Origin of the sequence: Planctomyces sp. SH-PL14, assembly GCF_001610835.1 — a bacterium.
GTDB lineage: Bacteria > Planctomycetota > Planctomycetia > Planctomycetales > Planctomycetaceae > Planctomyces_A.
In genome coordinates this window covers 4483581-4507820 of the sequence record NZ_CP011270.1, presented here as the reverse complement: position 1 = coordinate 4507820, position 24240 = coordinate 4483581, and the positions used below count along the sequence as shown (strand labels likewise).

General features: G+C 65.9%; 17 protein-coding genes. 9 read left to right on the top strand and 8 right to left on the bottom strand.

All coding sequences use genetic code 11. The features are described from left to right. Positions 1-353: 353 nt before the first annotated feature. From VT03_RS17425 to VT03_RS17415, 3 genes are all read right to left on the bottom strand, one after another. Complete coding sequence (locus tag VT03_RS17425; protein ID WP_075094160.1) at positions 354-1070, bottom strand: ABC transporter ATP-binding protein; 717 nt, start codon at positions 1068-1070, stop codon at positions 354-356. A gap of 49 nt (positions 1071-1119) precedes the next feature. Then, positions 1120-2328, bottom strand: a complete 1209-nt coding sequence (locus tag VT03_RS17420; RefSeq protein WP_075094159.1) for a sialidase family protein — start codon at positions 2326-2328, stop codon at positions 1120-1122. 287 nt (positions 2329-2615) lie between these two features. Then, entirely contained in the window at positions 2616-3719 is a 1104-nt protein-coding gene (locus VT03_RS17415) for a DUF2817 domain-containing protein (protein ID WP_075094158.1), read from the bottom strand. A gap of 135 nt (positions 3720-3854) precedes the next feature. Between VT03_RS17415 and VT03_RS17410 the strand changes: the two genes are divergently transcribed. The 4 genes from VT03_RS17410 (at position 3855) to VT03_RS17395 (ending at position 8561) form a co-directional block, all read left to right on the top strand. Beyond that, positions 3855-4205 carry a hypothetical protein gene (locus VT03_RS17410; protein WP_075094157.1) on the top strand — a complete coding sequence of 117 codons (351 nt, stop codon included), beginning with the start codon at positions 3855-3857 and terminating at the stop codon, positions 4203-4205. A gap of 122 nt (positions 4206-4327) precedes the next feature. Continuing rightward, entirely contained in the window at positions 4328-5548 is a 1221-nt protein-coding gene (locus tag VT03_RS17405; protein WP_075094156.1) for a M16 family metallopeptidase, read from the top strand. Between the two features lie 395 nt (positions 5549-5943). After that, complete coding sequence (locus tag VT03_RS17400) at positions 5944-6561, top strand: ubiquinol-cytochrome c reductase iron-sulfur subunit (RefSeq protein ID WP_082846301.1); 618 nt, start codon at positions 5944-5946, stop codon at positions 6559-6561. A 116-nt stretch (positions 6562-6677) separates the two neighbouring features. Further along, positions 6678-8561: a cytochrome b N-terminal domain-containing protein gene (locus tag VT03_RS17395; protein WP_075094155.1), complete on the top strand. Its 1884-nt coding sequence runs from the start codon at positions 6678-6680 to the stop codon at positions 8559-8561. Positions 8562-8591: 30 nt separating this feature from the next. On the opposite strand, the gene VT03_RS17390 is transcribed toward VT03_RS17395, so the two are convergent. Further along, positions 8592-9032, bottom strand: a complete 441-nt coding sequence (locus VT03_RS17390) for a heavy metal-responsive transcriptional regulator (protein ID WP_075094154.1) — start codon at positions 9030-9032, stop codon at positions 8592-8594. A 483-nt stretch (positions 9033-9515) separates the two neighbouring features. On the opposite strand from VT03_RS17390, the gene VT03_RS17385 reads away from it, so the two are divergent. Together VT03_RS17385 and VT03_RS17380 are read left to right on the top strand one after the other, a co-directional pair. Next, on the top strand, positions 9516-10658 hold the full coding sequence (locus VT03_RS17385) for an exo-alpha-sialidase (protein ID WP_197488983.1): 1143 nt from the start codon (positions 9516-9518) through the stop codon (positions 10656-10658). Positions 10659-10822: 164 nt separating this feature from the next. Further along, the gene (locus tag VT03_RS17380; protein ID WP_075094152.1) at positions 10823-13870 is read left to right on the top strand and encodes a PSD1 and planctomycete cytochrome C domain-containing protein; all 3048 of its coding nucleotides are present in this window, start codon (positions 10823-10825) and stop codon (positions 13868-13870) included. 172 nt (positions 13871-14042) lie between these two features. Here the strand turns inward: VT03_RS17380 and VT03_RS17375 are convergent, their stop codons facing one another. After that, positions 14043-16775: a PQQ-dependent sugar dehydrogenase gene (locus tag VT03_RS17375; protein WP_075094151.1), complete on the bottom strand. Its 2733-nt coding sequence runs from the start codon at positions 16773-16775 to the stop codon at positions 14043-14045. A gap of 290 nt (positions 16776-17065) precedes the next feature. Between VT03_RS17375 and VT03_RS17370 the strand changes: the two genes are divergently transcribed. Both VT03_RS17370 and VT03_RS33590 read left to right on the top strand, forming a co-directional pair. Then, positions 17066-18451, top strand: coding sequence for a transposase (locus VT03_RS17370; RefSeq protein ID WP_075091179.1), 1386 nt, complete (start codon positions 17066-17068; stop codon positions 18449-18451). Between the two features lie 463 nt (positions 18452-18914). After that, the gene (locus VT03_RS33590) at positions 18915-19082 is read left to right on the top strand and encodes a hypothetical protein (protein ID WP_156514571.1); all 168 of its coding nucleotides are present in this window, start codon (positions 18915-18917) and stop codon (positions 19080-19082) included. A gap of 153 nt (positions 19083-19235) precedes the next feature. Here VT03_RS33590 and VT03_RS17365 read toward each other — a convergent pair whose 3' ends face one another. Then, a complete protein-coding gene (locus VT03_RS17365) occupies positions 19236-20597 on the bottom strand; it encodes a DUF1501 domain-containing protein (RefSeq protein WP_075094150.1) in 1362 nt (453 codons plus the stop codon). 459 nt (positions 20598-21056) lie between these two features. Between VT03_RS17365 and VT03_RS17360 the strand changes: the two genes are divergently transcribed. Further along, a complete protein-coding gene (locus VT03_RS17360; RefSeq protein ID WP_075094149.1) occupies positions 21057-21749 on the top strand; it encodes a helix-turn-helix domain-containing protein in 693 nt (230 codons plus the stop codon). Positions 21750-21802: 53 nt separating this feature from the next. On the opposite strand, the gene VT03_RS17355 is transcribed toward VT03_RS17360, so the two are convergent. Then, positions 21803-22687 (bottom strand): polysaccharide deacetylase family protein, encoded by an 885-nt coding sequence (locus tag VT03_RS17355; RefSeq protein WP_075094148.1) that lies wholly within the window; start codon positions 22685-22687, stop codon positions 21803-21805. Positions 22688-22787: 100 nt separating this feature from the next. Further along, positions 22788-24182, bottom strand: coding sequence for a glycosyltransferase (locus tag VT03_RS17350; RefSeq protein WP_075094147.1), 1395 nt, complete (start codon positions 24180-24182; stop codon positions 22788-22790). Positions 24183-24240 lie beyond the last annotated feature (58 nt).

Here is a 24240-nt window from a genome sequence, read left to right as displayed (position 1 = left end):
CAACGTGCGACGGCAGCCTGGGGTCAAGGGGTTTCGACCCCTTGCCGCCGGAGGCGCTTCCATGAGGAACCGTGGTAAGCAACGGACGTCCGCTTTGTGGAACCGGCGTTGAGGACTCCTCGCTCGCTCTGGAGTCCGAGCGGGTTGGTGAGGGGGCATACGGCACCTTGTCCGCGCTTGGACACGGGCTCCTTCAGACATCTTCCGGCGAGACGGCCTCCGGCGGGCAAAGGGGCGTTGCCCCTCTGCACTCCCCACCAGGGGTCCCCCTGGACCCCGGTTCACTCGCGCGATGAATCATCTGCCCGCCACCACCCGACCACCACCGACCAAGTCCACGCCCTCCCCCCTGGTCAGTCGTGGACGCCGAGATAAGCCTTGCGGACCTCATCGCTCGCAGCCAGCTCCTTCGCCGGGCCCGACATCGTGATCTCACCAACTTCCATAACATAAGCCCGGTGAGCGACCTGCAGCGACATCCGGGCGTTCTGCTCGACGAGAAGGATCGTCGTCCCCTGCTGGTTGATCTCGCGGATCACCCGGAAAATCGTCTCGACAATCTGCGGCGCAAGCCCCAGAGACGGCTCGTCCAGCAACAGCAGCTTCGGCCGCGCGATCAGCGCCCGGGCGATGGCGACCATCTGCTGCTCCCCCCCGGAGAGCGTCCCGGCATTCTGGCGGAGCCGCTCCTGCACGCGCGGAAAGAGCTCGAACGCCCGTCGGCGGTCCGCCTCGACCTGCTTCGGATCGTCGCTCCCGTAGGCGCCAAGCTGCAGGTTCTCATCGACCGTGAGGTTCGAGAAGATCCCCCGCCCCTCGGGGACCTGCACCAGCCCCCGACCGACGATCCGGTGCGGGGCGAGTCCCGCGATCGACTGGCCGTCAAACTCAATCGTCCCCGCCCGCGGCGTCAGCAGCCCGGAGATGGTCCGCAGCGTCGTCGTCTTGCCCGCCCCGTTGGCCCCGATGAGGGTCACGATCTCCCCCGCTTCGACCTCCAGCGAGATCCCGCGGAGCGCGTGAATGGCTCCGTAGGCGACTTCGAGACCGGACAGGGAGAGGAGGGGCATGGAGGCATCAGGTGCGGGGACGATGCCTCACTGTAGTCCGACATCCGGCCTACCGTAAGGCGCCGGCCGCCGCGATCCGATCCTTCCCCTCCGACAGCCACTCGACGTTGAACCGGGCCACCGTCAGCGAGCCGCTCTTGTACGGAGACTGGTTGTCGACGCTCCCCCGCTCATAAACCATCACGACCGTGTGGTCCGGCAGGATCGCCATGTCGGAGTAGCCGCTGAACCCCTCCTCGACCATCCGGGAGACCGGCCACGTCGTCCCTTCGTCGTAGCTCATCCGGACGGTGATCTTCTTCCGGGCGTCGACCGTCGCCGGGTTGGTGAAGAGCAGCCGCGTCTTGTCGGACTCCTTCCCCGTCAGCCGGACGAGGCTCGCCATGCAGATCGGTTCCAGGAGCGTGTCGTCGAACTTCGCGGGGGTCCACCCCCCGATTCCGTCCGGGCTCGTCGTCACGAGGCGGCGGTGCGGCTTCGACTCGCTCCGGACGTTGAGCATCACGCGGCCATCGACCAGTTGGGCCACGACGGTTTCGTTCGGGTTGACCCATTCCTCGGTATTCGGGACTGCGATCTCCCCGGCTTTCCAGGTGGCGCCGTGGTCGTCGCTGTAGATCGTCGACGTCACGGAGGGGCGATGAGCGTGCCCCCCGGTTCCGAGCGATAGCCAGACCGGCACGACGAGCCGCCCCGAGGTGAGCTGGATGCCGTGGGCGGGACCGGTCGCCAGGACCTTCCAGTCGTAGTGCGGGCGAAAGGCCTCGAAGGACTGCGTGATCTCAACGGGGGGCGAGAACGTCTGGCCGTCATCCTCGCTGCGGGCGTAGAAGCACCGCATGTACTCCAGGCAGAACAGGAAGTGGACCGCGCCGGTCTTCCGGTCGACGATCAGGACCGGGTTGTTGTAGGTCACTTCGCCGTCGCCGCCGAGCTTCTTCGCGACCGCGACCGGGTTCTTGACCTTGGGGCCGGGGACGTCGGAAATCGTCTTCGGCTCGGACCAGGTAGTGCCGCCGTCGGTGCTCCGCCGAAGCTGGACGTTGATCGTCCCCCAGTCCCCCTTGTCGCTCTTGCGGGCTTCGCAGTAGGCGAGCACGGTTCCCTTGTTCGTCACGACAACGCCGGGAATCCGGTAGAGCTGGTATCCGGCGCTGCCGGCCGTGAACAGATCGTGCTGGTCGAACCGCGGCTCCGCGGCGTGGGCGACGGCCGGAGCTGTTCCGAGAAGGAGCACGAAAGAGAGCAGAGCGCGCATGAAGGAGTCTCCAGAAGCATGAAGAACCGGTCTATACCGTAGACGACCGGCGTCCGGTCGTCTGCCTCGGGGACTCTCGGGAGGGCGAGGCTCCGGCCGAGCCGCGCCGGTGGAAGAGGTGACCGAAGCGGTCCCGGCGGGCATCAAGAGTCTTTGCAGGCGAGACGCCGCAAGGACCCTGCGCGGCTCAGCAGGAGCTTCGCCCTCCCGATCGCGCGGGGCGCGCTCTCAACGCGGATTGGAGTCGCGAGAGCCGTGGCGGTGATAACGGCGTCGCAGCATTGGAATCAACGCGCCGGTGCAACGCTCCGGAGTCCGGCGATCGACTGCGCAATCAGCATCCGGGCTCCTTCGAGGACCTGTTGCCGCCAGCGGGGTGAGCTCGGGCAGAACAGTTCCGCCAGCCGCTGCTTCGTCCGTTCGACGGTCGCGGAGCTCGACTTGCTCCAATGATGCGCCCGGTTCTCCGCCCGCAGGCCGCCGAGGACCGCGACGGGACCGAAGGTACCGAACTCCGCGCAGGCATAGAGGTAGTCTCGCTCCGGGTTCGTAGCCCGACACCAGCGGCCCAGGCTTCCCCAGCTGTCGTAGGCGATCGTCCGCGAGTCGCTCGCTTCAAAGCCCTGCGGACCGTACCAGTCGATCAGCCGGCGGCGGTCACTCTCGCTCAGCGGGTAGTCAATCAGCAGCTTCCCGGTGCCGCCGGCGCCGAGGCCCGTGTGGAAGTCGAGATGGACGACGGCGCGGCTCGCGCCGAGCCAGCGGGGGAGGTGCTCGCCCAGGATCTGGGGGACACGCTCCGGCCCGATCCCGCCGAAGAACACCCCCTGTGGAAAGTCGTACTGCCCGCCGGCGATCGCCTGCCGCAGCTTCGGCAGCCCTTCCCGGGCGATCAGCCACAGAGCCTTGAGCGTGAACGGCTCCCACGGCGAAGGAGCGGACTTCGGATTCAGGAAGCCGTCGAGGTCGGTATAGCCCGGCGGCGATCCTTCATACCGCTCGTCCGGCAGGAGGAAGTTCCGGTTCAGGTCGACGTTGTTTTCGTTGGCCCGCCGCCGCCAGGCGAAGCCGTAGGGATTCAGAGCATGGATCAGGACGACGCGCACCGGCGGCGCGGACCGTTCCCAGCTCAGGAGGGCGTCGCACTGGACGGCGGAGCCGAACGGTCCTTCGACGCCGTGCAGTCCGGAAGAGAGAACCAGCGTGGGACGGGCGTCGTCACCGGGGGAGAGGACGACGTCGATCGTCAGGTTCTGGCCATCGGGACCGGTCTGGCCAATGGAGTGAGTTTCGTGCTGCCATTGGAGACGCTCAGCCATCTTGCGAAAGTTGGCACGCGCAGTGACGTAGTCCGGTGAAAATTCGCTCGTCACCCCGGCCGATGTCGTCATCCAAAGAATCTCACTGATTCAGCCATCCCTAACGTCGCCGCCGAGCAACTCGTCTGTCCACGACGGCCGGTCCTGTTTTACCCTGTTGTTCGTCTTCAGGACGAGACGAGTCTCTTGATCGAAAGGAATCGGGGCATGCTGCGATCTTCCGGGGCCGTGCTGGCCATTGTGTTGTTCATCGGTCTGCGGACCTTCGTCACGGCGGCGGATGAGAAGCCGCAACCGCCGGAGCCGACGTTGTACGTCTGTGTCTATCAGGTGGCGGACCTCCCGGTGTACCGCATCGGGAAGGACCTCAAGTCCCCGGAATTCGACGCCACACTCCTCGTCGACTTCATCCGGTCGTCGGTCGATCCCAAGTCGTGGGCCGAGGCTGGGATTAGCGTCCATGAGAAGACCGCATCCCTCGTCATCCGGCAGACGCAGGCCAACCACGACAAGATCAGTGATGCGATCGGTGCTCTTCGGGAAAAGAAAGCCCCTTGAGAGGTCTGATGCAGGCTGGTGTCGAATCGCACTGGTCACGAACAGATTGACGGTTCGCAAACCCGCTCGGCGAGTGCGCCGGGCGGGCTATTTTGCCGTCGCCCTCCCGCTATCATTTCCGCATGGAATTCTCGCACGCCGAACTGCCCAACGGTCTTCACGTTCTCGGAGAGGTGAATCCCCGCGCCCATAGCGTCGCCCTGGGGTTCTTCGTCCGCACCGGCTCGCGGGATGAGACTCCCGAGGTCGCCGGGGTGAGCCACTTCCTGGAGCACATGGCGTTCAAGGGGGACGAGCGGTATTCCGCGGCCGACGTCAACCGGGTCTTCGACGAGTTGGGGGCGAACTACAACGCCTCGACGAGCGAAGAGACGACGCTCTACTACGCCGCCGTTCTGCCGGAGTCGCTTGAGCCGACGCTCGATCTCCTGTCAGCCCTGATCCGCCCGTCGCTGCGGACCGCCGACTTCGACATGGAGAAGCAGGTCATCATCGAAGAGATCGGGATGTACGATGACCAGCCGTCGTACGCCGTCTACGAGCAGGCGATGCAGGCGTACTTCGGCAGCCATCCGCTCGGCTACAGCGTCCTCGGGACCAAAGAGAGCATCACCGCCCTGACGGCGGAGCAGATGCTTCAGTACCACGCCCGGCAGTATGGCACGGAAAACCTGACGCTGGTTGCCGCCGGAAACTTTGATTTTGAGAACCTGAAGTCGCTCGCCGAGAAGCGGTGCGGCAGTTGGCTTCGCGGCGGGGCGGAGCGGAAGCTGATTGCTCCGCGGCCGACCGAGATCACGAAGTGGGTCGAGAAGGGGACGATTCATCAGGAGCATGTCATTGCCATGTCGCCCGCGCCGGAGGCGACGGATCCGCTGCGGTTTGCCGCCGAGATGCTGAGCATGATCGTCGGTGAAGAGGGGAGCGGACGGCTGTACTGGGAGCTGGTCGAGAGCGGGCGGGCCGAGACGGCCGACCTGGGCTACAGCGAGTTCGACGGGCATGGGTCTTGGATGACGTATCTCTGTTGCGAGCCGGATGACGTGGATGAGAACCTGGAGCTGATTGAGCGGGTTCTCAACAAGGTCATGCGGGAGGGGGTGACGGAGGAGGAGTTGGAGCAGGCGCGGAACAAGGTTTCGTCGCGGACGGTGCTCAGGAGTGAGCGGCCGATGGGTCGGCTTTCGGTGCTGGGGAACGACTGGTTGTATCGGCATGAGTATCGGTCGGTGGCGGAGGATCTGGCTCAGCTGCGTGGTGTGACGGCTCGGGACATTCAGGAGCTGATGGAGCGGTTTCCGTTGAAGACGCTGACGCAGGTGGGGTTGGGACCGAGAAAGTAGTGCTGACCTGAACCGGGTCCAGGGGCACCCTGGTGGGGAGTGCAGAGGGGCAACGCCCCTTTGCCCGCCGGAGGCTTGGCCGTCGAGAGATGTCTGAAGGAGATCGTGTCCAAGCGCGGACAACGTGCCGTATGCCCCCTCACCAACCTGTGGGGATTCCAGAGCGAGCGGGGAGTTCTCGACGCCGGTTTCACAAAGCGGTCGTCCGTTGTGTCCCACGGTTCCTCATGAAAGAGCCTCCGCCGGCGAGGACGTGGTTCGACACAGCGACCGCGAAGTTGACTCCCGTTCGCCGCTTCAGGACACTGATCAGCAGGCGTTGTTGCGATCCGCTCGCGCCCTCCCACCGGCCCTGTGTCTGACCGGGCTGCTGACATCCCACCTGGACGTTCGCCATGTCGAAACCCTCGGCACCCGCTCCGTCTCATCCTTCGCCACCCCCTCACTCCGCTGCCTCCACACACGAAGTCCCGCGCCGCGGCGTCATCGCCGGCTTGCTGGCCGTTCTGTTCGGCGGACTGGTCACCATCCTCCCCGCCGGCATCGGAGGAGCCTTCTTCCTCGACCCCCTGCTACGGAAGAAGAAGGGCGGCAGCGGCGGCGACAGCAAGATCGACGCGGACGGCTTCATCATCATGCCGACCGCCATCGAGGCGAAACTCCCTGAAGACGGAACACCCCAGCTCTTCAAGGTCGTCGCCGACCTCCAGGACGCCTGGAACAAGTTCCCGAACACCGAAATCGGATCAGTCTTCCTGCGGAAGGAAGAGAACGGCTCGGTGAGCTGCTTCAACTCCCGCTGCCCCCACCTGGGCTGCACCGTGAACTACAAGGCGGATGAGAAGAAGTACATCTGCCCCTGCCACGACAGCGCCTTCAGCCTCGACGGCACCCGGTCCAACGAGATCCCGCCGCGGAACCTCGACTCCCTCGAAGTGAAGAGCAAGGACGGCGTCCTGTGGGTCAAGTTCCAGAACTTCGTCACCGGCAAGCACGAGAAGAAGCCGCTCTGACATCGCCGGCCCGCGGTCCCGATTCCTGGGCCGCCCAAACCGCGCCGCTCCGACTGCCGCCTCCCGCACACCTCGACGCCCCCCCTTGACAGCGCCGTCGACAGGACTTCGACACTATGGTTACGAGTTTGCTGACGTGGCTCGACAGCCGCACCGGATACAAGGCCCTCATGCACGAAGCGCTCTATGAGCGGATTCCGGGCGGGGCGCGGTGGCGGTATGTGTGGGGAAGCACGCTCGTCTTTGTCTTCGTGCTGCAGCTCATCACGGGCTTCATGCTCATGACCGCCTACAGTGCCAACGCCCGCGGCGCGTGGGAGAGCGTCTACTACATCCAGCACGAGATGACCCTGGGCTGGCTGATCCGCGCGATCCACCACTTTGCCGCCCAGACGATGGTCGTCCTGATGGTGTTCCACCTCGTGCAGGTCATCATCGACGGCGCCTACAAGGCCCCTCGCGAAGTCAACTTCTGGCTGGGTCTGATCCTCATGCAGATCGTTATGGGACTGGGCCTGACCGGCTACCTCCTGCCGTGGGACCAGAAGGGGTACTACTCGACCCAGGTCGCGACGAACATCATGGGGTCGACGCCGATCATCGGCCAGCAGATCCAGCAGGTCGCCCAGGGGGGAACGCAGTACGGCCACCACACGCTGACCCGCTTCTTTGCGATGCATGTCGTGGCGCTGCCGGCGCTGCTGGTGGCGTTCCTCGGCCTGCACATCTGGGCCTTCCGCCGCCACGGGATTACCGTTCCCGACCCGCAGCGGGCTCCGGAGACGACCTTCTGGCCCGACCAGGTCCTCAAGGACGCCATCGCCTGCTTCGCCGTCCTGGCGGCGGTGATGGGCCTCGCCCTGTGGAAGGGAGCCGAACTGACTGCTCCGGCGAATCCCGCGGAGGCGTTCTCGGCCGCGCGTCCCGAGTGGTACTACCTGTTCCTGTTCCGGTTCCTGAAGTTTGAGTGGGTCTCTCAGGTTGGCGAGAAGACCGGTCTCGGCGAGGCCTTCGGCGCGATCGTGGTTCCCGGCGCGCTGATGGGGATTCTGGTGCTCGCGCCGATCCTCGGCCGGAAGCGGATCGGGCACGTCTTCAACCTGATGTTCCTGTTCATCGTCATGCTCGGTGCGAGCAGCCTGACGGCGCTGACGGTCTATGAGGACTTCTACAAGGACGACAAGCCTGGACAGGAGTTCCGGCTCGCCTTGAAGGAAGCCCACGAAGAAGGCGAACGGGCGGTCGCGCTGGCGCAGTCCCCCAGCGGCATTCCCCCCGCGGGGGCGATCGAGCTGATGAAGACCGACCCCCTCACGCAGGGCCCGAAGCTCTTCCGGACCTACTGTGCCGACTGCCATCAGCCCGCCAGTCTGGCGGGAGCGTTCGCGAAGCCGGCCGAAGGACCGGAACTGGCGGACGTCGTCGATCGCGCCAAGATCCGCTTCGGCAGCCGGGAGTGGATCGTCGCCATGCTGACCGACTTCGCGCAGCAGATGGACCCGACGAAGAATATCACCGGTCCCCGGGCTGAGGCGGCGAAGGGGATTCTTGCCGGGAGCATGAAGGACTGGTCGGCGACGCACGGTCCGACGCTCAAGAATCCGTCCAACAAAGCGGACTTCGACGCTCTCGTCGAGTTCCTCTATGCCCAGAGCGGGCGGGCGGATGTCAGCCATGACCAGGCGGTCCTCGACCGCGGCCTGGCGATCTTCTCCGAGGGGAAGCTGACTGAAGGGGAGATCGACGCCTGCGCCGGGTGCCACGCTCTGCAGTACGGAAAGAATCTGCTAGGCGAGGGGACCGACGCGCCGAACTTGACGAATTACGGCGGCCACAAGTGGCTGACCGACTTCATCCGCGATCCGAAGGCGTTTTACGGCGACAACAACGCCATGCCGAGCTTCATCGACCAGCTCCAGGAGCATGAGCTGGAGCTGCTGGTGAACTGGATGACGGGGAACTACTACCACGCGCCGGCCCCGGCTGTGCCGCACAAGTAGGCCGGTCGGCAGCGGCGCAACAGAGTGCGGTCACTTTGTGGTGCCGGCGGCCTTGGCGTGGCAGGGGGCGGTCGGGTGTTCGAGGGCGTCCAGAATGGGGCAGCCTTCGAGGGGGCCGAGGCCGTCGCAGGCTTCGACCAGCGGGGTGAGGGCTCGTTTCATCTGGGTGAGTTCTTCGATCCGGGTTTCGATGTCGGCGATTTTGGCGAGGGCTTTGGCCTTGAGGCTGGATCGTTTGGCGCGGGGATCGACGCGGAGGGCGAGGAGGGACTGGATTTCTCTGAGGGTGAAGCCGAGGCGTTTGGCCATGCGGATGAAGCGGAGGCGGGCAACGGCTTCGTCGGAGTAGTGGCGGTATCCGGATCGGCTGCGGGATTGGGGGGTGAGGAGGCCTTCGCGTTCGTAGAAGCGGATGGTTTCGATTCCGACGTCTGCGGCCTGGGCGAGTTTTCCGATCGTCAATGTTGGCATGGGAACCTCCGATTACCGTACCAGTATACACTCTGGACCTTACTACAGGGTCAAGGCGTGAATAGTCTCACAGCCATACCGGGGTCCAGGGGCTCGCCCTGGTGGGGGATGCAAGGGGGTCACACCCCCTTGCCCGCCGGAGGCCTGGCCGTCGAGAGGTATCTGAAGGAGCACGTGTCCAAAACGCGGACACCATGTCGTATGCCCCCTCACCAACCCACGGGGATTGCAGAGCGAGCGGTGAGTCCTCAGCGCCGGTCCCACAAAGGGGACATCCGTTGCTTACCACGGTTCCTCACGGAAGTGCCTCCGGCGGCAAAGGGGTGAGACCCCCTTGACCCCAGCGGCCGTCGCACGTTGGGTTTGAGCTATCGAAGTCGTGCCGGCAGGATGGTCTTCGAGCACTCGAGGGGCCCGTTGTTGACACAGCCGAGGAGGCGATTCGTAATAACGACGGAACTGAACCATCGGGAGATCGCAGGCATGAATAGCAGACAGCAACAGCGGTCGGGACAACTGAGAATCCGCTTCGTGTTCCTGGCAGCATTCGTCCTCGCGCTGATCCCCGGACAACGCCCGGCGATCGCGGCCGAAGTCGTCGTCGCCACCGGCACCCCCGAAGAGCGTCCCCGCCAACCCCAGGTTGCCATCGCCGCGGACGGCACGGTCCATCTCGTCTACGGAGTCGCCGACGCCGTCTACCACACCCAGTCGAACGACGGCGGACAGACCTTCTCGCCACCCGCGCTCGCCTTTCGCTGCCCCAACATGTCCCTCGGGATGCGGCGCGGCCCGCGGCTCGCCGTCGTGAAGGGCGAGGTCGTCGTGACCGCCATCGGCGGCCTCCTCGGCAAGGGGAAGGATGGCGACATCCGGACCTGGCGCCGGTCGGCAGCGGGAGACTGGTCCGAAACGGCCCATGTCAACGACGTCGAGTCGTCTGCCCGCGAAGGACTCCACAACATGGCGGCCGGACCGGACGGAACGCTCTGGTGCACTTGGCTCGACCTCCGCCGCAAGGGGACCGAGCTGGCCGCCGCGTTCTCCCGGGATGGCGGAAAGACCTGGAGTCCGAATCAGGTCGTGTATCGCTCCCCGGATGGAAGCGTCTGCGAGTGCTGCCACCCCTCGGTTGCGGTCGATAGCCAGGACGGCGTCCACATCCTGTTCCGCAATCAGCTCGACGGACAGCGGGACATGTTCGTGGCCAGTTCAAAGGACGCCATGACGTTCTCGCCGGCCCAGGCTCTTTCGGAAAAGACCTGGACTCTCAAGGCGTGCCCCATGGACGGCGGCATGCTGGCGGTCGGCGGCGACGATCGGGTCTGGTCGGCGTATCGCCGCCAGGATCAGGTCTTCCTGGCGGTCGACGGGCGGGAAACGCTTCTCGGTCGGGGAGAACAGCCGACCGTGGCCCGCCACGGAAAGGGAGTCGTGGTGCTCTGGACCCAGGGGCGGCTGGGAGACCTGATGGTTCAAATCGGTGACGGAGCCCCGCGCAAGCTGGCTGCGCAGGCCCGCGATCCGGTCGTGGTTTCGAGCCCGGCGGGGGACCGGACGATCGCGGTCTGGGAGTCGATGGCTGACGGGGCTCCGCAGATTCGGGCGGTGTTGATTCCGGACTGAAATCGTCCTCCGGGTCCAAACCCGCCTGCGTCCTGTTTGCACTTCCCGTCGACCGGAGAACCCGGGGACGATGGCGTCGGGCCGTTCTCCGGGGCAGAATGGAGCGTCCGGTCCGCGGGACTCGCGCGGCCGCTGCGGTCTGATGGACGGAAGGTGTGCGTTTGATGCGGCCCGATTCCCGATCGATCCTCCGTCTGTTCTGTCTTATCGCGGTGACGGGAGCGGCGATCGCGACCGCGCGGGCCGAGGACAAACTCTCTTACAACCGGGACGTCCGGCCGATCCTCTCGAACAACTGCTTCTTCTGTCACGGGCCTGATCCCAAGACCCGCGAGGCGGACCTGCGGCTCGATACCCGCGACGGGGCCGTCGGCGGAGACCACCCGGCGGTCGTCGCCGGCCGGACCGCCGAGAGCGAGCTTGTGGCCCGGATTCGCGCCGCGGATCCGGATGTCCTGATGCCCCCGCCACATTCGCACCGCAAGCTGACCGAGGCGCAGAAAGCGATCCTCGAGCGGTGGATCACCGAAGGGGCGGAGTACGAGGGACACTGGGCGTTCCTTCCGGTCGGCTCGCCAAACCCGCCCGCCGTCAAGAATCCGTCCTGGATCCGGAATGAGATCGACGCCTTCATCCTGGCGAAGCTGGAGCGGGAGGGGATCGCCCCCTCGCCGGAGGCCGACCGCGAGACTCTCATCCGCCGGCTGACGCTCGATCTGATCGGCCTCCTGCCGACCCCCGAAGAGGTCACGGCGTTCGAGGCTGACACCGCGCCGGGGGCCTACGAGCGACTCGTCGACCGGCTGCTCGACAGCCCGCACTACGGCGAGCGATGGGGGAGGTACTGGCTCGACCAGGCCCGCTACGCCGACTCGAACGGGTACACGATCGACAACGAGCGGCACCTGTGGCCCTACCGCGACTGGGTCATCCAGGCCCTCAACCGGGACATGCCGTTCGACCAGTTCACCGTCGAGCAGCTCGCCGGGGACCTCCTCCCCGACCCGACCCGGCTGCAGCTCATCGCGTCGGCGTTCCATCGCAACACGATGATCAACGAGGAGGGGGGAACCGACGCCGAGCAGTTCCGCAACGAGATCGTCGTCGACCGGGTCAACACGACCGGGGCGGTCTGGCTGGGGCTGACGCTGGGGTGTGCTCAGTGCCACACGCACAAGTTCGACCCGCTCACGCACAAGGAGTATTTCCAGCTCTTCGCCTTCTTCAATCACGGGACCGACGTCAACAACCGCGGCGAGACGATCGACGTCCTGCCGGGGGAAGTCTTCGGCACGACGACGCCCGACATGCTGATCAGTCCGCAGGCCAAGGTGGCGATGGACCGCCGCGACACGCTCGCGGAAGAAACCCCTGCCCGCCGCGCGGCCTGGGAGAAGGCGCTGACGGAACCGGCTCCTGCCGCGCCGGAGTGGTCGTACTTCGAGATCGAGCGGACGACGAGCGAGGCGGGCCGGAAGATCGCTCAGCTTCCCGATCAGACGTACCTCGTCCCGGCCGAAGGAGCCCCGAACGACAACTATGAGCTCTTGGCGACGACGAAGCTCGAGCGAATGGCGGCGATCCGGCTGGAAGTGTTTCCGCACGAGACCCTCGCCAACGGCGGATCGGGGACGGCCGGGAACGGGAACTTCGTGCTCTCCGAGTTCGAGGTGATTGGCGACGGCAAGCGGATCCCGATCGCCTATGCGGTCGCGTCGCACGAGAAGGACAAGTATCCAGTGACGGCGGCGATCGACGAGGACCGCAAGACCGGCTGGGCGCTCGAGATCGGACAGGGGGGAAAGGGGCGGCAGGAGGCATGGTTCATCTTCGCCGAGCCGATCGCCATGCCTCCCTCGAAGATGACGATCAAGCTGCGGCACGACGTCAACAAGAACTACCTGATCGGGCGGTTCCAGTTGACCGTGACCGACCAGGTGCCGGCGTTCCATCCGAATCCGGAGCGGTCGAAGCAGGCCCGGGAGATTGCCGCCAAGGCGCCCGCGGAACGGACGGCGGACGAGGGAAAGCTCCTCGACCAGACGTTCGCGGAGATGGACTACCCGCAGCAGATCGCCACCCGGGAAGCGGACCGGCTGACACGGAAGCCCGCCAATGTGACCGCCGTGATGGTGATGCGGGAGACGCCCAAGCCCCGCGACACCTACATCCACCTCCGCGGCGACTTCCTTAATCCCGACAAGGCGACCGGCAAGCTCGAACCGGGGACCCCCGCGGCCTTGCCGCCCCTGGGCGCGACGGGGACGCCGAGCCGGCTCGATCTCGCGCGGTGGCTGGTCCGCGCCGACAACCCGCTCACGCCGCGGGTGACGGTCAACCGGGTCTGGATGCGGTACTTCGGGACCGGTCTCGTCGAGACCGAGAACGACTTCGGGATGCAGGGGACGCCGCCGACCCATCCGGAGCTCCTCGACTGGCTGGCCCGGCTGTTTGTCGACGGCGGCTGGTCGATGAAGGAACTGCACCGGACGATCGTCACTTCGGCCACATACCGGCAGGCATCGCGGTATCGGTCGGAGATCAAGGCCCGCGATCCGGGCAATCAGTGGCTCGCGCATCAGAACCGGGTCCGGTTCGAGGCGGAGACCGTTCGCGATGCGGCTCTCACGGCGAGCGGGCTGTTGAACCCCGCGATCGGCGGTCCGACAGTCCGGCCGCCGCAGCCGGAGGGGGTGTACGCCTTCACGCAGACGAAGAAGAAGTGGGAGACGAGCCAGGGGGGAGAGCGGTACCGCCGGGCGCTGTACACGCAGTTCATCCGCAGTGCTCCCTACCCGCTGTTCACGACCTTCGACGCGCCGAGTCTGTCGAGCGTTTGCACGCGTCGGCCCCGTTCGAATACGCCGCTGCAGGCGCTGATGACCGCCAACGATGAGGTGTTCATCGAGCTGGCGCGGGGGCTGGCGAAGCGACTGTGGACCGAGATTGCCGACGGCACGTCGTCGGGCGACCGGGACCGGATCGAGCGGGCGTTCCGGATCTGTTATGCCCGTGAGGCGACGGCTCAGGAGATGACGATCCTTCTCTCCTATCTCGATCAGCAGCGGACGCGGTTTGCCGGAAGTCTGGATGCGGCGAAGGAGGTGGCGCCGGTTCTGTTGGGGCCGGAGGTGGATCAGCCGACTTCGGCTGCGTGGTGTGCCGTGGCGCGGACGCTCCTCAACACGGACGAATTCATCACGCGAGAATAAGCCTGTAAGGACGGAGCGGGAGTGTGGTCTCGGATTGGGCGACAGAGCGCCGGTCGCGCGCTCCTCTCGCGGAGCGAGAGGGCTACATTCCGGTGCCCGAGCGCGGATCGGCGTGTAGGACTCCCGCTCACCTCTTCGCTGACTGCGGTTGCGAGCTGTGGGCAGCGGCACCTCAAGGATGAAAGTAGACCGAGTCGAGGTTCATGAGCCCGCCGCGGCGCTCAGGGTTCACGAAGACGAGGTAGAGGTCGTGGCGGCCGGAGACCATTCCAAGGTCGACCGTCCGCTCGTACCACTTGTCCCACGAGCCGTTGACCTCCACGTCCGCGGTCGCGACCGCGGGGCCATCGGGGCGGTCGAGGTGGACTTCGATCTTTCCTCCGGAACCGGCCGAGGTGACCTGGAACGAGAGCCGCTTGACCCGGTCGAAGTCGATCTTGTCGAACCGGAGATAGTTCTCGTGGTTGATGGCGCCGATGAACCGGCCGCCGCTCGCGGTTCCTCCGAGGATCTGCGCGCCGTGGACTTCATCGGCCGCTTCCGCTTCGACGAGCCGCTGGCGGAGATGGAGTGTCGCGGAGGCGTTGAGGGCCGGGATCTCGCCGAAGCCGCGGTCGGTGTAGTTCGCCTGGAGCGAATAGTGGCCGGGCTTGGCCGTCTCGGCCTTGTCGACCGGGACCTCTCCGGTGAAACCCTGGAAGACCCGGACGAGACCGGCCGGTTCGAGAGAGTAGATCCACGTGACCATCTCGCGGACCTGTTCGGGGGTGTGCTGGGAGTGGGGGATCATCGGGATCTTGCCCCACACGCCGGTCGAGCCTTTGAGGACCCGCTGGATCGAGGCGTCGATCGTGCCCGTCTGACCGCGGTACTTTGAGGCGACATCGAGGAGCGGCGGGCCGACCCGCTTCTGGTCGACGGCGTGGCAGTTGAAGCAGTCGCTTCGCTTCATCATCAGGAGACCGGGCGGGCCCTGCTCCGGCTGTCCGGCCGAAGCGGCGGTTGGGATCGGCCCGTTGACGAAGGCGGCGTTCAACGCGAGACGGATGCCCGCTTCGGGATCGATCTCGGGGAGCTGCTTCGCGTCGGCTTCGTCGAAGTCGCTGGTGCCGTCTTCCGGGTCATTTACATAAAGACGGTAGGGGATCGGCTGGTCGGCGTCGTAGAAGTCCCCCTCCTGCGGATGGAGGAACTTCACGGTCGGGCGGGCGTTCCCCACGACGACCGGGATCGAGGCCGCCCGCTGGGCTCCCTGGCGGTCGGAGACGACGAGCTCGACGTTGAAGACGCCGGGGTCGCTAAAGGTGACGGTCGGGTTCGGCTCGCGGGAGACGACCTTCGGTTCCGCGGGGGTTCCAGCCGGGGTGCCGGGGATGACCCGCCATTCGTAGGTCAGGGCATCGTCCTGGTCCTTGTCGAAGGAGCCCTTGCTCGAGAGGGCGACGGCGAGCGGCTGCTTGCCGATGTTGTTTTCCGCGGTGGCGACGGCGAGCGGGGCCCGGTTGCCGCGGACGTAGTCGATGCGGATGAGCCGCGAGTCCTTGTTCACGCCCCAGGTCTCGCCGTACTCGATGAGGTAGAGCGCGCCTTCGGGACCGAACTCCATGTCGATCGGCCGGACGAAGGGCTGATCGGGCATGAAGGGCTCGATCGACTTCACGTGAAAAGCATCGTCGAGGTGGACCACCTTGATCCAGTGGCGGGTCCACTCGTAGATGAACAGGGCCTTGTCATAGGCGGGGGGGAACTTCGTGGCCGACGCCAGCCCCTCGGAGTAGTGATAGACCGGGCCGGCGCAGGCGGTGCGGCCCCCTTTGCCGAGCTCGGGGAACTCGGTCGAGTCGCCGTAGGGGTAGTAGAGGAGCGCGGGCTGGGCGGGTGGAAGCGTCTTGATCCCGGTGTTGTTCGGGGACTCGTTCAGCGGCGCGAGGGGATCGAACTTGGGCCCGATCTGGCCCGTCGCGAAGTCGACGTCCGCATAGGGAAAATTGTTGCCGATGAAGTAGGGCCAGCCGAAGTTCCCGGTGCGGCGGGCCTGGTTGATCTCGTCGTAGCCGCGGGGACCGCGGTCGCCGTCGCCGCCGGCGTCGGGACCGACGTCGCCCCAGTAGAGGTTGCCGCTCGCGGAGTCGACGCTGATCCGCCACGGGTTGCGGCAGCCCATGACGTAGATCTCGGGGCGTCCCTGCGAGCCGTCTTTCGGAAAGAGGTTGCCGTCGGGGATCTCGACAGTGCCGTCCGGGAGCGGGCGAATCCGCAGGACCTTGCCGTTGTAGCTGTTCGTGTTCGAGGAGGACTTCTGCGCGTCCCACGGGGCTTTGTCGGCCCGCTCGTCGATCGGGGCGTATCCCTGGGAGTCGCCGTGGGGGTGGGTGTTGTCTCCGGCGGCGATGAACAATTCGCCTCGCGGACCGAAGGCGAGGGAGCCGGCGTGGTGGCAGCACTCCTTTCGCTGCTCCTCGTACTTGAGCAGGAGCTTTTCCGAGGCGAGGTCGAGCTTGCCGTCCTTCAGCGTGAAGCGGCTGATGTGCTGGCCGGGGAAGTCGGGCGGAGAGTACTGGAGATAGATCCAGCTGTTGCGGGCGAATTCCGGATCGAGGGCGAGGCCGATGAGGCCGTTCTCCTGGGCCGTTGTGACGGTGACTTCGCCGATCAGTTCCGCTTCGGACCGGCCGGGGCGGAGGGCGCGGAGTTTGCCGTCGAGCTCGATGTAGTAGACGGTCCGGTCGGGCCCGACCGCCATCTCCATGGGCTGCTTGAGGCCGGTGGAGAGGACCGTGATTTCGAAGCGGGTCGGGTCGAGCGGTTCGGCCGCTGCGGCTGGGCGGGTGGTTCCGACCAGCAGGGCTGCCGGGACGAGGGTGGCGAGGGCGAACGACACCAGGAGCGAGGGGAGTCGCGGCATGGATGCGAGGGTGGTGGGCGAGCGGGGCGGGGGGAGGGCCAAGCAGTGTGTGGTATGACCATAATCGGGCCGTTGTGCTTCGTACAGTGGCCGAGTGGCACGTCCTTGCCGGCACGGCTGTGCCACCTCAAACCCAACGTGCGACGGCAGCCGGGGTCAAGGGGGTCACCCAACGCCGTTAACCCTGGTTCGTGTTCAAAAAGAAAGTCTTGATGCGACATGGCGTTGTGGAGACGCTTCGGTTCTCACACTGAAACCCACCCACTTCGCCCTCCCGAAAGGATTCGGGGATGCCGCATCAAGACCTGTCTCCGGATGTTGCGCTCAATTCTCGGCATCTCGAGAAAGCTCTGCAATGGCTTCTGGCTGGGACGGACTGGAAGACCATCCTCTTCCGGCACGACTGCACGTGGACGCCACCACTGTTGGTTCGAGCCGCCCTTCTGTGGGCCTGGTCCGATGAGCAGACACTGCAGGAACGGTTTGTCACGACCCACAGGCTGATGGCGCATCTGTTCCCCCATCACGGCCCTCTGGCCGGGTCGTCCCAGGCCTTCATGAAGCTCCTCCGACGCTGGACCGTTCCCCTGGTCTATCTTCTCACGACGGCTCTCCGAAAGCGGATTCGCCAGACGCTCCCCCGGCAGTGGGAATCCTGCGGTCTGGTGGTCTACGGGGTCGATGGCAGCCGAGTGGAGCTCCCTCGCACCCAGTCCCACGAGACGGCCTATGCCCCGTCGTTCAAGAGATCGATCCGGAAGAGGCGCCACCGCCGCCAACGGACGAGAACAGCCGCCGGGGCCAAGGCGGCCCGCGTTCCCCAGATGTGGCTGACGACCTTGTTCCATGTCGGGACGGGGCTTCCGTGGGACTGGCGGATCGGCCCCGCCGACAGCAGTGAGCGGGAACACGCCCTTCAGATGCTCCAGGACCTGCCCGAGGGAAGCTTGATGACGGCGGACGCCGGCTTCGTGGGCTATGACTTCGCCCGGAAAGTCCTGGGAAGCGGCCGGCATCTGCTGGTTCGGGTGGGAGCGAACGTCAAGCTTCTGCGGAAGCTGGGGTTCGTGCGGGAATCGCAAGGAACCGTCTACGTCTGGCCTGACGAGGCCGCCAAACGGCTCGATCCGCCTCTGGTGTTCCGGCTGATCGTGGCCCAGGGACCGAGATCTCCGATCTCTCTGCTCACGAGCGTCCGGGACCCGAAGATCTTGAGCGACCGGGCGGTCCTGGACCTGTACCGCAAACGCTGGGGAGTGGAACTGTTCTATCGAACCCTGAAGCAGACGTTCGGTCGACGAAAACTCCGCAGCCTGTCCTCCCTGAATGCCGCGGTCGAGCTCGAATGGTCGCTGGTCGGCCTGTGGGGCATGGGACTGTCGGTTGCAGTGGAACTGGCGAAGGCCCAGGTTCCGCTGTCTCGAATCAGCATGGCGGGAGTCTTGCGGTCGTTCCGTCGACTGATACGGGACTACCGGCATCCCGTTGTTCGAGGTCAGACGCTGTGCGCGATGCTGCGTGAATCCGTCACCGACCCGTATGAGCGGAAGAACAAGGCCAGCCGGGACTACACACGGAGGAAGAAGGAGCGGCCGGCGGGATCGCCAAAGATCACCAACGCCACGTCCCAGCAGATCGACCAGGCCAGGAGACTCAAGCTCCTCAACCGGGGTTAACGGCGTTGGGGGTCACCCCTTGCCGCCGGAGGCGCTTCCATGAGGAACCGTGGGACACAACGGGCGATCGCTTTGTGGAACCGGCGTTGAGGACTCCACGCTCGCTTTGCGATCCCCGCGTCTTAGGTGAGGGGGCATCCGACACGTCGTCCCCGCCTGGACACGCTCTCCTTCAGACATCTCTCGACGAGAGGGCCTCCGGCGGGCAAAGGGGCGTTGCCCCTCTGCACTCCCCACCAGGGTGCCCCTGGACCCGGATGGACTGCGATTCCGACAGACAATCGGCGAATTCTGCAGACACAGGCAATCACCAGCGAGGCAAACTGGAGCGGTGAGGCTGGCTCTGAGGGAGAGAGACCAAATCGTCCGGAGGGGACGATTGTCCAGACGATTCCCTCCCTACCGGCCGCGCAACACGGACAGGATGTTCCGTTGGCCCGCTGCAAAAACAGGGAGGAATCCGATGTCTGCCGAATCGTCCACCATCCACCTCTCCGCCGCCGTCAAGCTGGTGGACTCGATCGAGAAGCAGGCCGCCAAGACCGAAGACCCGCACGTCAAGCGGATCCTCCTCACCTCCGGCTGCCGGATCATCGATCACGTGCTCAAGCAGCACCAGAAGGCAGCGTGAGAGGAGAGGCGGAAGGCTTAAGGCTGAAGACGGAAGGTAGAGAAGAGCCTTATGGCTCGCCCTTCCGTCTTTGATGCGGGCCTGTGTCCTGCGATGCCTTGCCTCATCCGTTCCGAAGGGACTCTGTTCCCCTCTACCTTCCGCCTTCAGCCTTCAGCCTCTCCCATCGTACAACGGCCGAATCACTTCGCCGTTGCACAAGCGGTTCGGCCGCCCGAGCGGATCCGAGATGTGCGCGTCATGATCGACGCCGAGAGCGTCGAAGACCGTCGTCAGGACGTCCGCCGGGGTCCATTCGCGCGTGATCGGATACGCGGCGATGCTGTCGCTCGTGCCGATCACCTGCCCGCCGCGGATCCCCGCCCCTGCAAAGAGGCCCGAGTAGACGTTGGGCCAGTGGTCCCGCCCGGCGATCGTCGACCCCGGCAGCGTCGAGATCTTCGGGGTCCGGCCGAACTCGCCCATCACGATGACCATCGTGTCGTCGATGCGGCCCGTGGCGTGGAGGTCGTCCATCAACGCCTGCAGCCCCTGATCGAGCTGCGGCAGGAGCGTGTTCTTGAGGCGCCCCCAGTTGTCGACGTGGGTGTCCCACGTCTGGACGATCCCCATCGCGGCCTGAATGACCGGGACACCCGCCTCGACGAGCCGCCGCGAGAGAAGGAGCGACTGGCCGAACTTGTTCCGGCCATAGCGGTCGCGGACCTCCGCCGGCTCGCTGCCGATGTCGAACGCCTTCGTCACCTTGGCCGAGGTCAGGAGCGAGAACGCGACCTCCTGCTGGTCTTTGTACTGCTTCGGACGGGTTCCCAGATCCCGGTCGTCGAGGCTCGTCAGCGTGTCGACGAGTTGCCGCCGCGAGACAAGCCGCGAGCCCGTCACTTCCGACGGGAGCGAGAGGGCCTCGACGCGGAAATTCGGATCGTTCGGATCCTGGTTGATCTGCCAGGGGTCGTGCTTGGCCCCGATGAACCCGGCGTACTGGCCGGGCCACGTGAGCGGGCCTTCAATGAAGTAGTTCGGGAGCGACACCCCCGACGGAATGCCGTCGTTCCGCGGACGGACGTAGTCGAGGCACGAGGCGACGTTCGGGAAGTCGAACCGCGACTGGACCCGGTCGAGATCGCTGCCGCCGCGGGGGATCGGGGTCGGCCGGCCGGTCAGGGCGACATGCGTCGCCAGGAGGTGGTTGTATTCCTTGTGGACGAGGGTCCGGAGGATCGTCCAGCGGTCGAGCGTCTGGGCCAGCCGCGGGAGGTGCTCGCAGACCTGGACACCCGGGAGGGTGGTGTCGATCGTCGAGAACTCGCCCCGGATTTCCGCGGGGGCCTCAGGCTTCGGATCGACCGTGTCGAGCTGGCTCGGTCCGCCGCTGCACAGGACCAGGATCACCGACTTGGCCCGCTGCGGCCGGTCCGTCGACGCCGCGGCTGGTCGTCCGAGAGCGGTCCCCAGGACACCGGCGGCCGAGACCTGCAGGCATCCCCGGCGGGTGAACTGATAGCGTGGCAACATCGTCCATTCCTTCCGTAATGGCTCGAGGAGCGGCGAGCCAGGGGAACCACTGTAACCCAAGACTCGGCCGGCACGGAAGAATACTTCAACGATCGTTGATTGATCGAACGGAATCCGCTTTCGACTCCGATCGGCGCTGGGTCCCTGCGTGAAAGTCGGGGAACGGGCCAAAAAAGAAGGTCGGGCCGATGAGAATCGGCCCTTAGCCCGCAACCTTCCCCGCGGCTCGCATCGCTGCGAACCACAGTGCGCACCGGGAGATTGGCCCGCGAAGTCCCGGTTCGTTACCCGGGGATGCTAAGCTTCGGAGCGTTCGCCTGACCGGCAACTAACCGGCACGGCGGAGAAGTCGCTAGGATTTTCCTTGGTGCACCCGGTGTTTTCCGGGTCGAGTGCGGCGGGGGGAGGGCTCTCCCTGAGGCACGGGCCGGTAAGCGGGACAGGGAACGGAGAGAGACGATGCCGGAGAGAGGGGAATCGTCACGATTCAATCGCGCCAACGGTCCGCGGCTGCGGGCCCTCCGTAAGTCGCGGGGCTGGTCGCAGCTGGAACTGGCGACCCGCGCCGGTTACTCGGAACGGGTGATCCGCAAGGCCGAAGCGGGCGAGACGGTCCGCCACGACGTTCTCAGCACGCTTGCCCAGACCCTGAGCACCGAGGATGAGGCGGTGTCGGTCCCGATGCTGGCCTTCGACCCGGTCGCGGCCGTCCGGCGGTTCTTCGAGATCTACGACCGGTACGAGATCCGGATGCTGGCCCACATGCGGGACCTGCTCACGGAGGATGTCCGGTTCATCTTCCACGCCGATCCGAGCGTCAATCCGCTCTCCGGGACCTGGCCCGGCTTCGAGGGACTTCAGGCGTACCTCGACCTGTTCTTCGGGATGTTTGTCCGCTGCAACCCGGAGCCGATCGCGCCGGTCTTCAGCGTCAGCGGCGATCACGTGGTGGCCCGTTACTCGGAAGTGGTCCGCCACGGCGACATTGTCGCGCCGCCGGTCTGGATCCACCTCATCTTCACCTTCCGCGGCGACCAGATCTGCCAGGTCGAAGACTTCTGCGACACCGACACCGCCGCCCGGTTTCTAAAGGAGATCGGGAAGGCGGGGAACCGGGACGACGAGAACGGCGAGCTTTCGCCCGAAGGCTGAGGGGCGGCACAGCCTCGTCGCTTCGAACAATCGTCGGTCGAACCGGGCGGCCGTCAGGCCCGCGACAGGTCGGTCATCTCCAGCTGGTCCGAACGCTCGCCGATCAGCCAGCCGCGGAGACGGCGGTAGCGGCGGGGGCCGAGGATCGTCTTGGGGATGTTGAGCAGGCCCCGCCGCAGCGACTGGCTCGAGAGGCCGGTTCCGCTGATGGTATTTTCCAGATGGGCCGCGGTCGTCGTGTCGCGGATCGCGATCCGGCCGATCGCCAGCGGGCCCGTCTGCGGTCCGTTCGCGTGGACATCCGAGGTGTAGATCAGCCGGTAGTCCGCTTCGACCGCGATCCGCCGCACCCGGGCGTCGATCGCCCCGTTCGGGATCGAGATCGTGTCGACCGGCTTGCCCGTGATGTCCTCCAGGACCTTGCGGGACGTCACCAGTTCCTCGCGGATCGCCGTCTCCGACAGCTCATTGAGGAAGTCGTGCGTCCGGGCGTGTGAGCCGATTCGGTAGTGGGACGGGAGCCGCTGGAGCTCTCCCCGGGAGAGGAACATCGGTTTGCCGATGAGATCCGTCGTCACGAACACGAGGGCTTCCATCCCCGCCTCGGCCAGGATCGGCCCCGCGCGGTCGACCGACTCCTTCCAGCCGTCGTCGAACGTGACCTGGACCCGTGGCCTGCGTTCCGGCCAGGAGCGGGTCGGGGCCGCGATAACGTCCGGACGGAATGGCGCGTCGGCGACCCGTGGCAGAAGCTCGTTCCGCACGTCGCTCAGCGTCAGGGGGGTCGTCTCCCGCTGCAGCCAGGCGACGTGCTGCCGGAACGCCGACTCCTCGAGGAAGTACGAGGTGATCGACGGACTGAGCCGCGCGTAGGTCCCTCGCGGACTCTCGAAGAATCCGTCCTCCACCACGTTGTGGTACATCAGCGAGAGGAACATGGGGCGTCTTCGGCGGGAAGGATCAGGTCGCAAGTCTCGAGGATTAGTTGGAGAACTGGATCAGTTGGAGAACTGGATTGCCGGAGGGAATCCGGAAGGGTCAGTAGGCTGCGGTGGTCTCGGGATGGCGCTTGGAGGTCCGGCCGACGCGGGAGCGGTCTTCCTCCAGGATGTCGTCGAGGAGGTCCGCCAGTTCGCCCGCGAGGTTCTTTCGCTCGAAGCGGGAGATGTCCCAGTGGGCGTCGTCGAAATGGACGCCGCAGCGGTGCTGCTCGATGGCGATCGCCAGCTTCTCCGCCGTGGCGTGGAACCGCGCGGGCTCGCACAGGACGGTCCCCGGGAGGTTACAGAGGATGTCCCACACATCGCCGGGAGGGGCGATGACGAACACCGGACGGCGGGCCGCCATGTACTCGAACGTCTTGGCGTTGATGATCCGATGCGCGTGCGGGACGTCCGCGTTCAGCATCAGCAGGGCGTCCGAGGAGCGCATCATCTCGACCGCCTCGGCGTGCGAGACGAACGGCAGCCGCGAGACCGCACAGGGGAAGGCGCTGAGCCGGTCGACGATCGCTTCCTGGTCCGGAGTCCGGCGTCCCGCGAGGACGATCTCGAGATGCTCGAGGAGGATCTTCTGCGAGGAGGCGAGGTACTGGACCGCTCGGACGAGCGGCTCGATCGAGTTCAGGTTCCACAGCGTCCCGATGAACGAGAGCCGGAAGCGGTGCGTCCCGTTCCCGTAGTCCTTCTTCACCGCCGGGGCGCTGGCGGGGGGAAAATCCTCGGGATCGAAGCCGTTGTAGATGCAGGCGGCGCGGGGACTGTAGGTCGAGTGCCGCGTGATCGTCTTGACCGCTTCCGTGCTCGCCGGCGTCGTGGCGACGATGGCCCGCGCGGTCCGGAGCACCGACCGCTGCATCTTCTGCTGGACCCAGTTCGAGAAATCCCCCTGCCGCTTGTTCTCCCAGTAGGCGTTGCTGATGTCCCACTCGTCGCGGTAATCGAGGACCAGCGGGAGTCCCGACTTCTTCGCCAGCGCCTGGCCGACGAGGAACGACGAGAACGGCGGACCGGTGGCGATGATGGCGTCGTGGGGGGTCTCGCGGAGAGCCCGCATCCCTTCCCGGATGGCGTTCCACCGCCACAGGATCTGGGCGTCCGGCTGCAGGATCGTGTTCCCGATCTGGCGGGCGGCGGCCTTGAGTCCGGCGGCGACATGCCCCAGCAGGCTGCGGCGTCCGGTCGACTGTCCGCCGGAGACCGACTTCTTGAGCCCGTAGCCCGGCTCCCAGGTCCGCGCCTTGCGGATCGCGGTCCCGGCGGGGATGTCCTTCAGGAGGCTGTCGTCCAGCAGCGGGACGGAGGGGTTCTCGACCGTCAGGACGGTCGACTCCCAGCCGAACTGCGGCAGGTACTTCACGAACTTCGTGACGCGATGCACCCCGACTCCGCCGACCGGCGGGAAGAGGTACGAAACGAAGAGGACGCGACGCATGGTGATGGACTGAGGTGACAGGGACGAATGTCGGACGAAAGACGAGGTGATTTGGGTG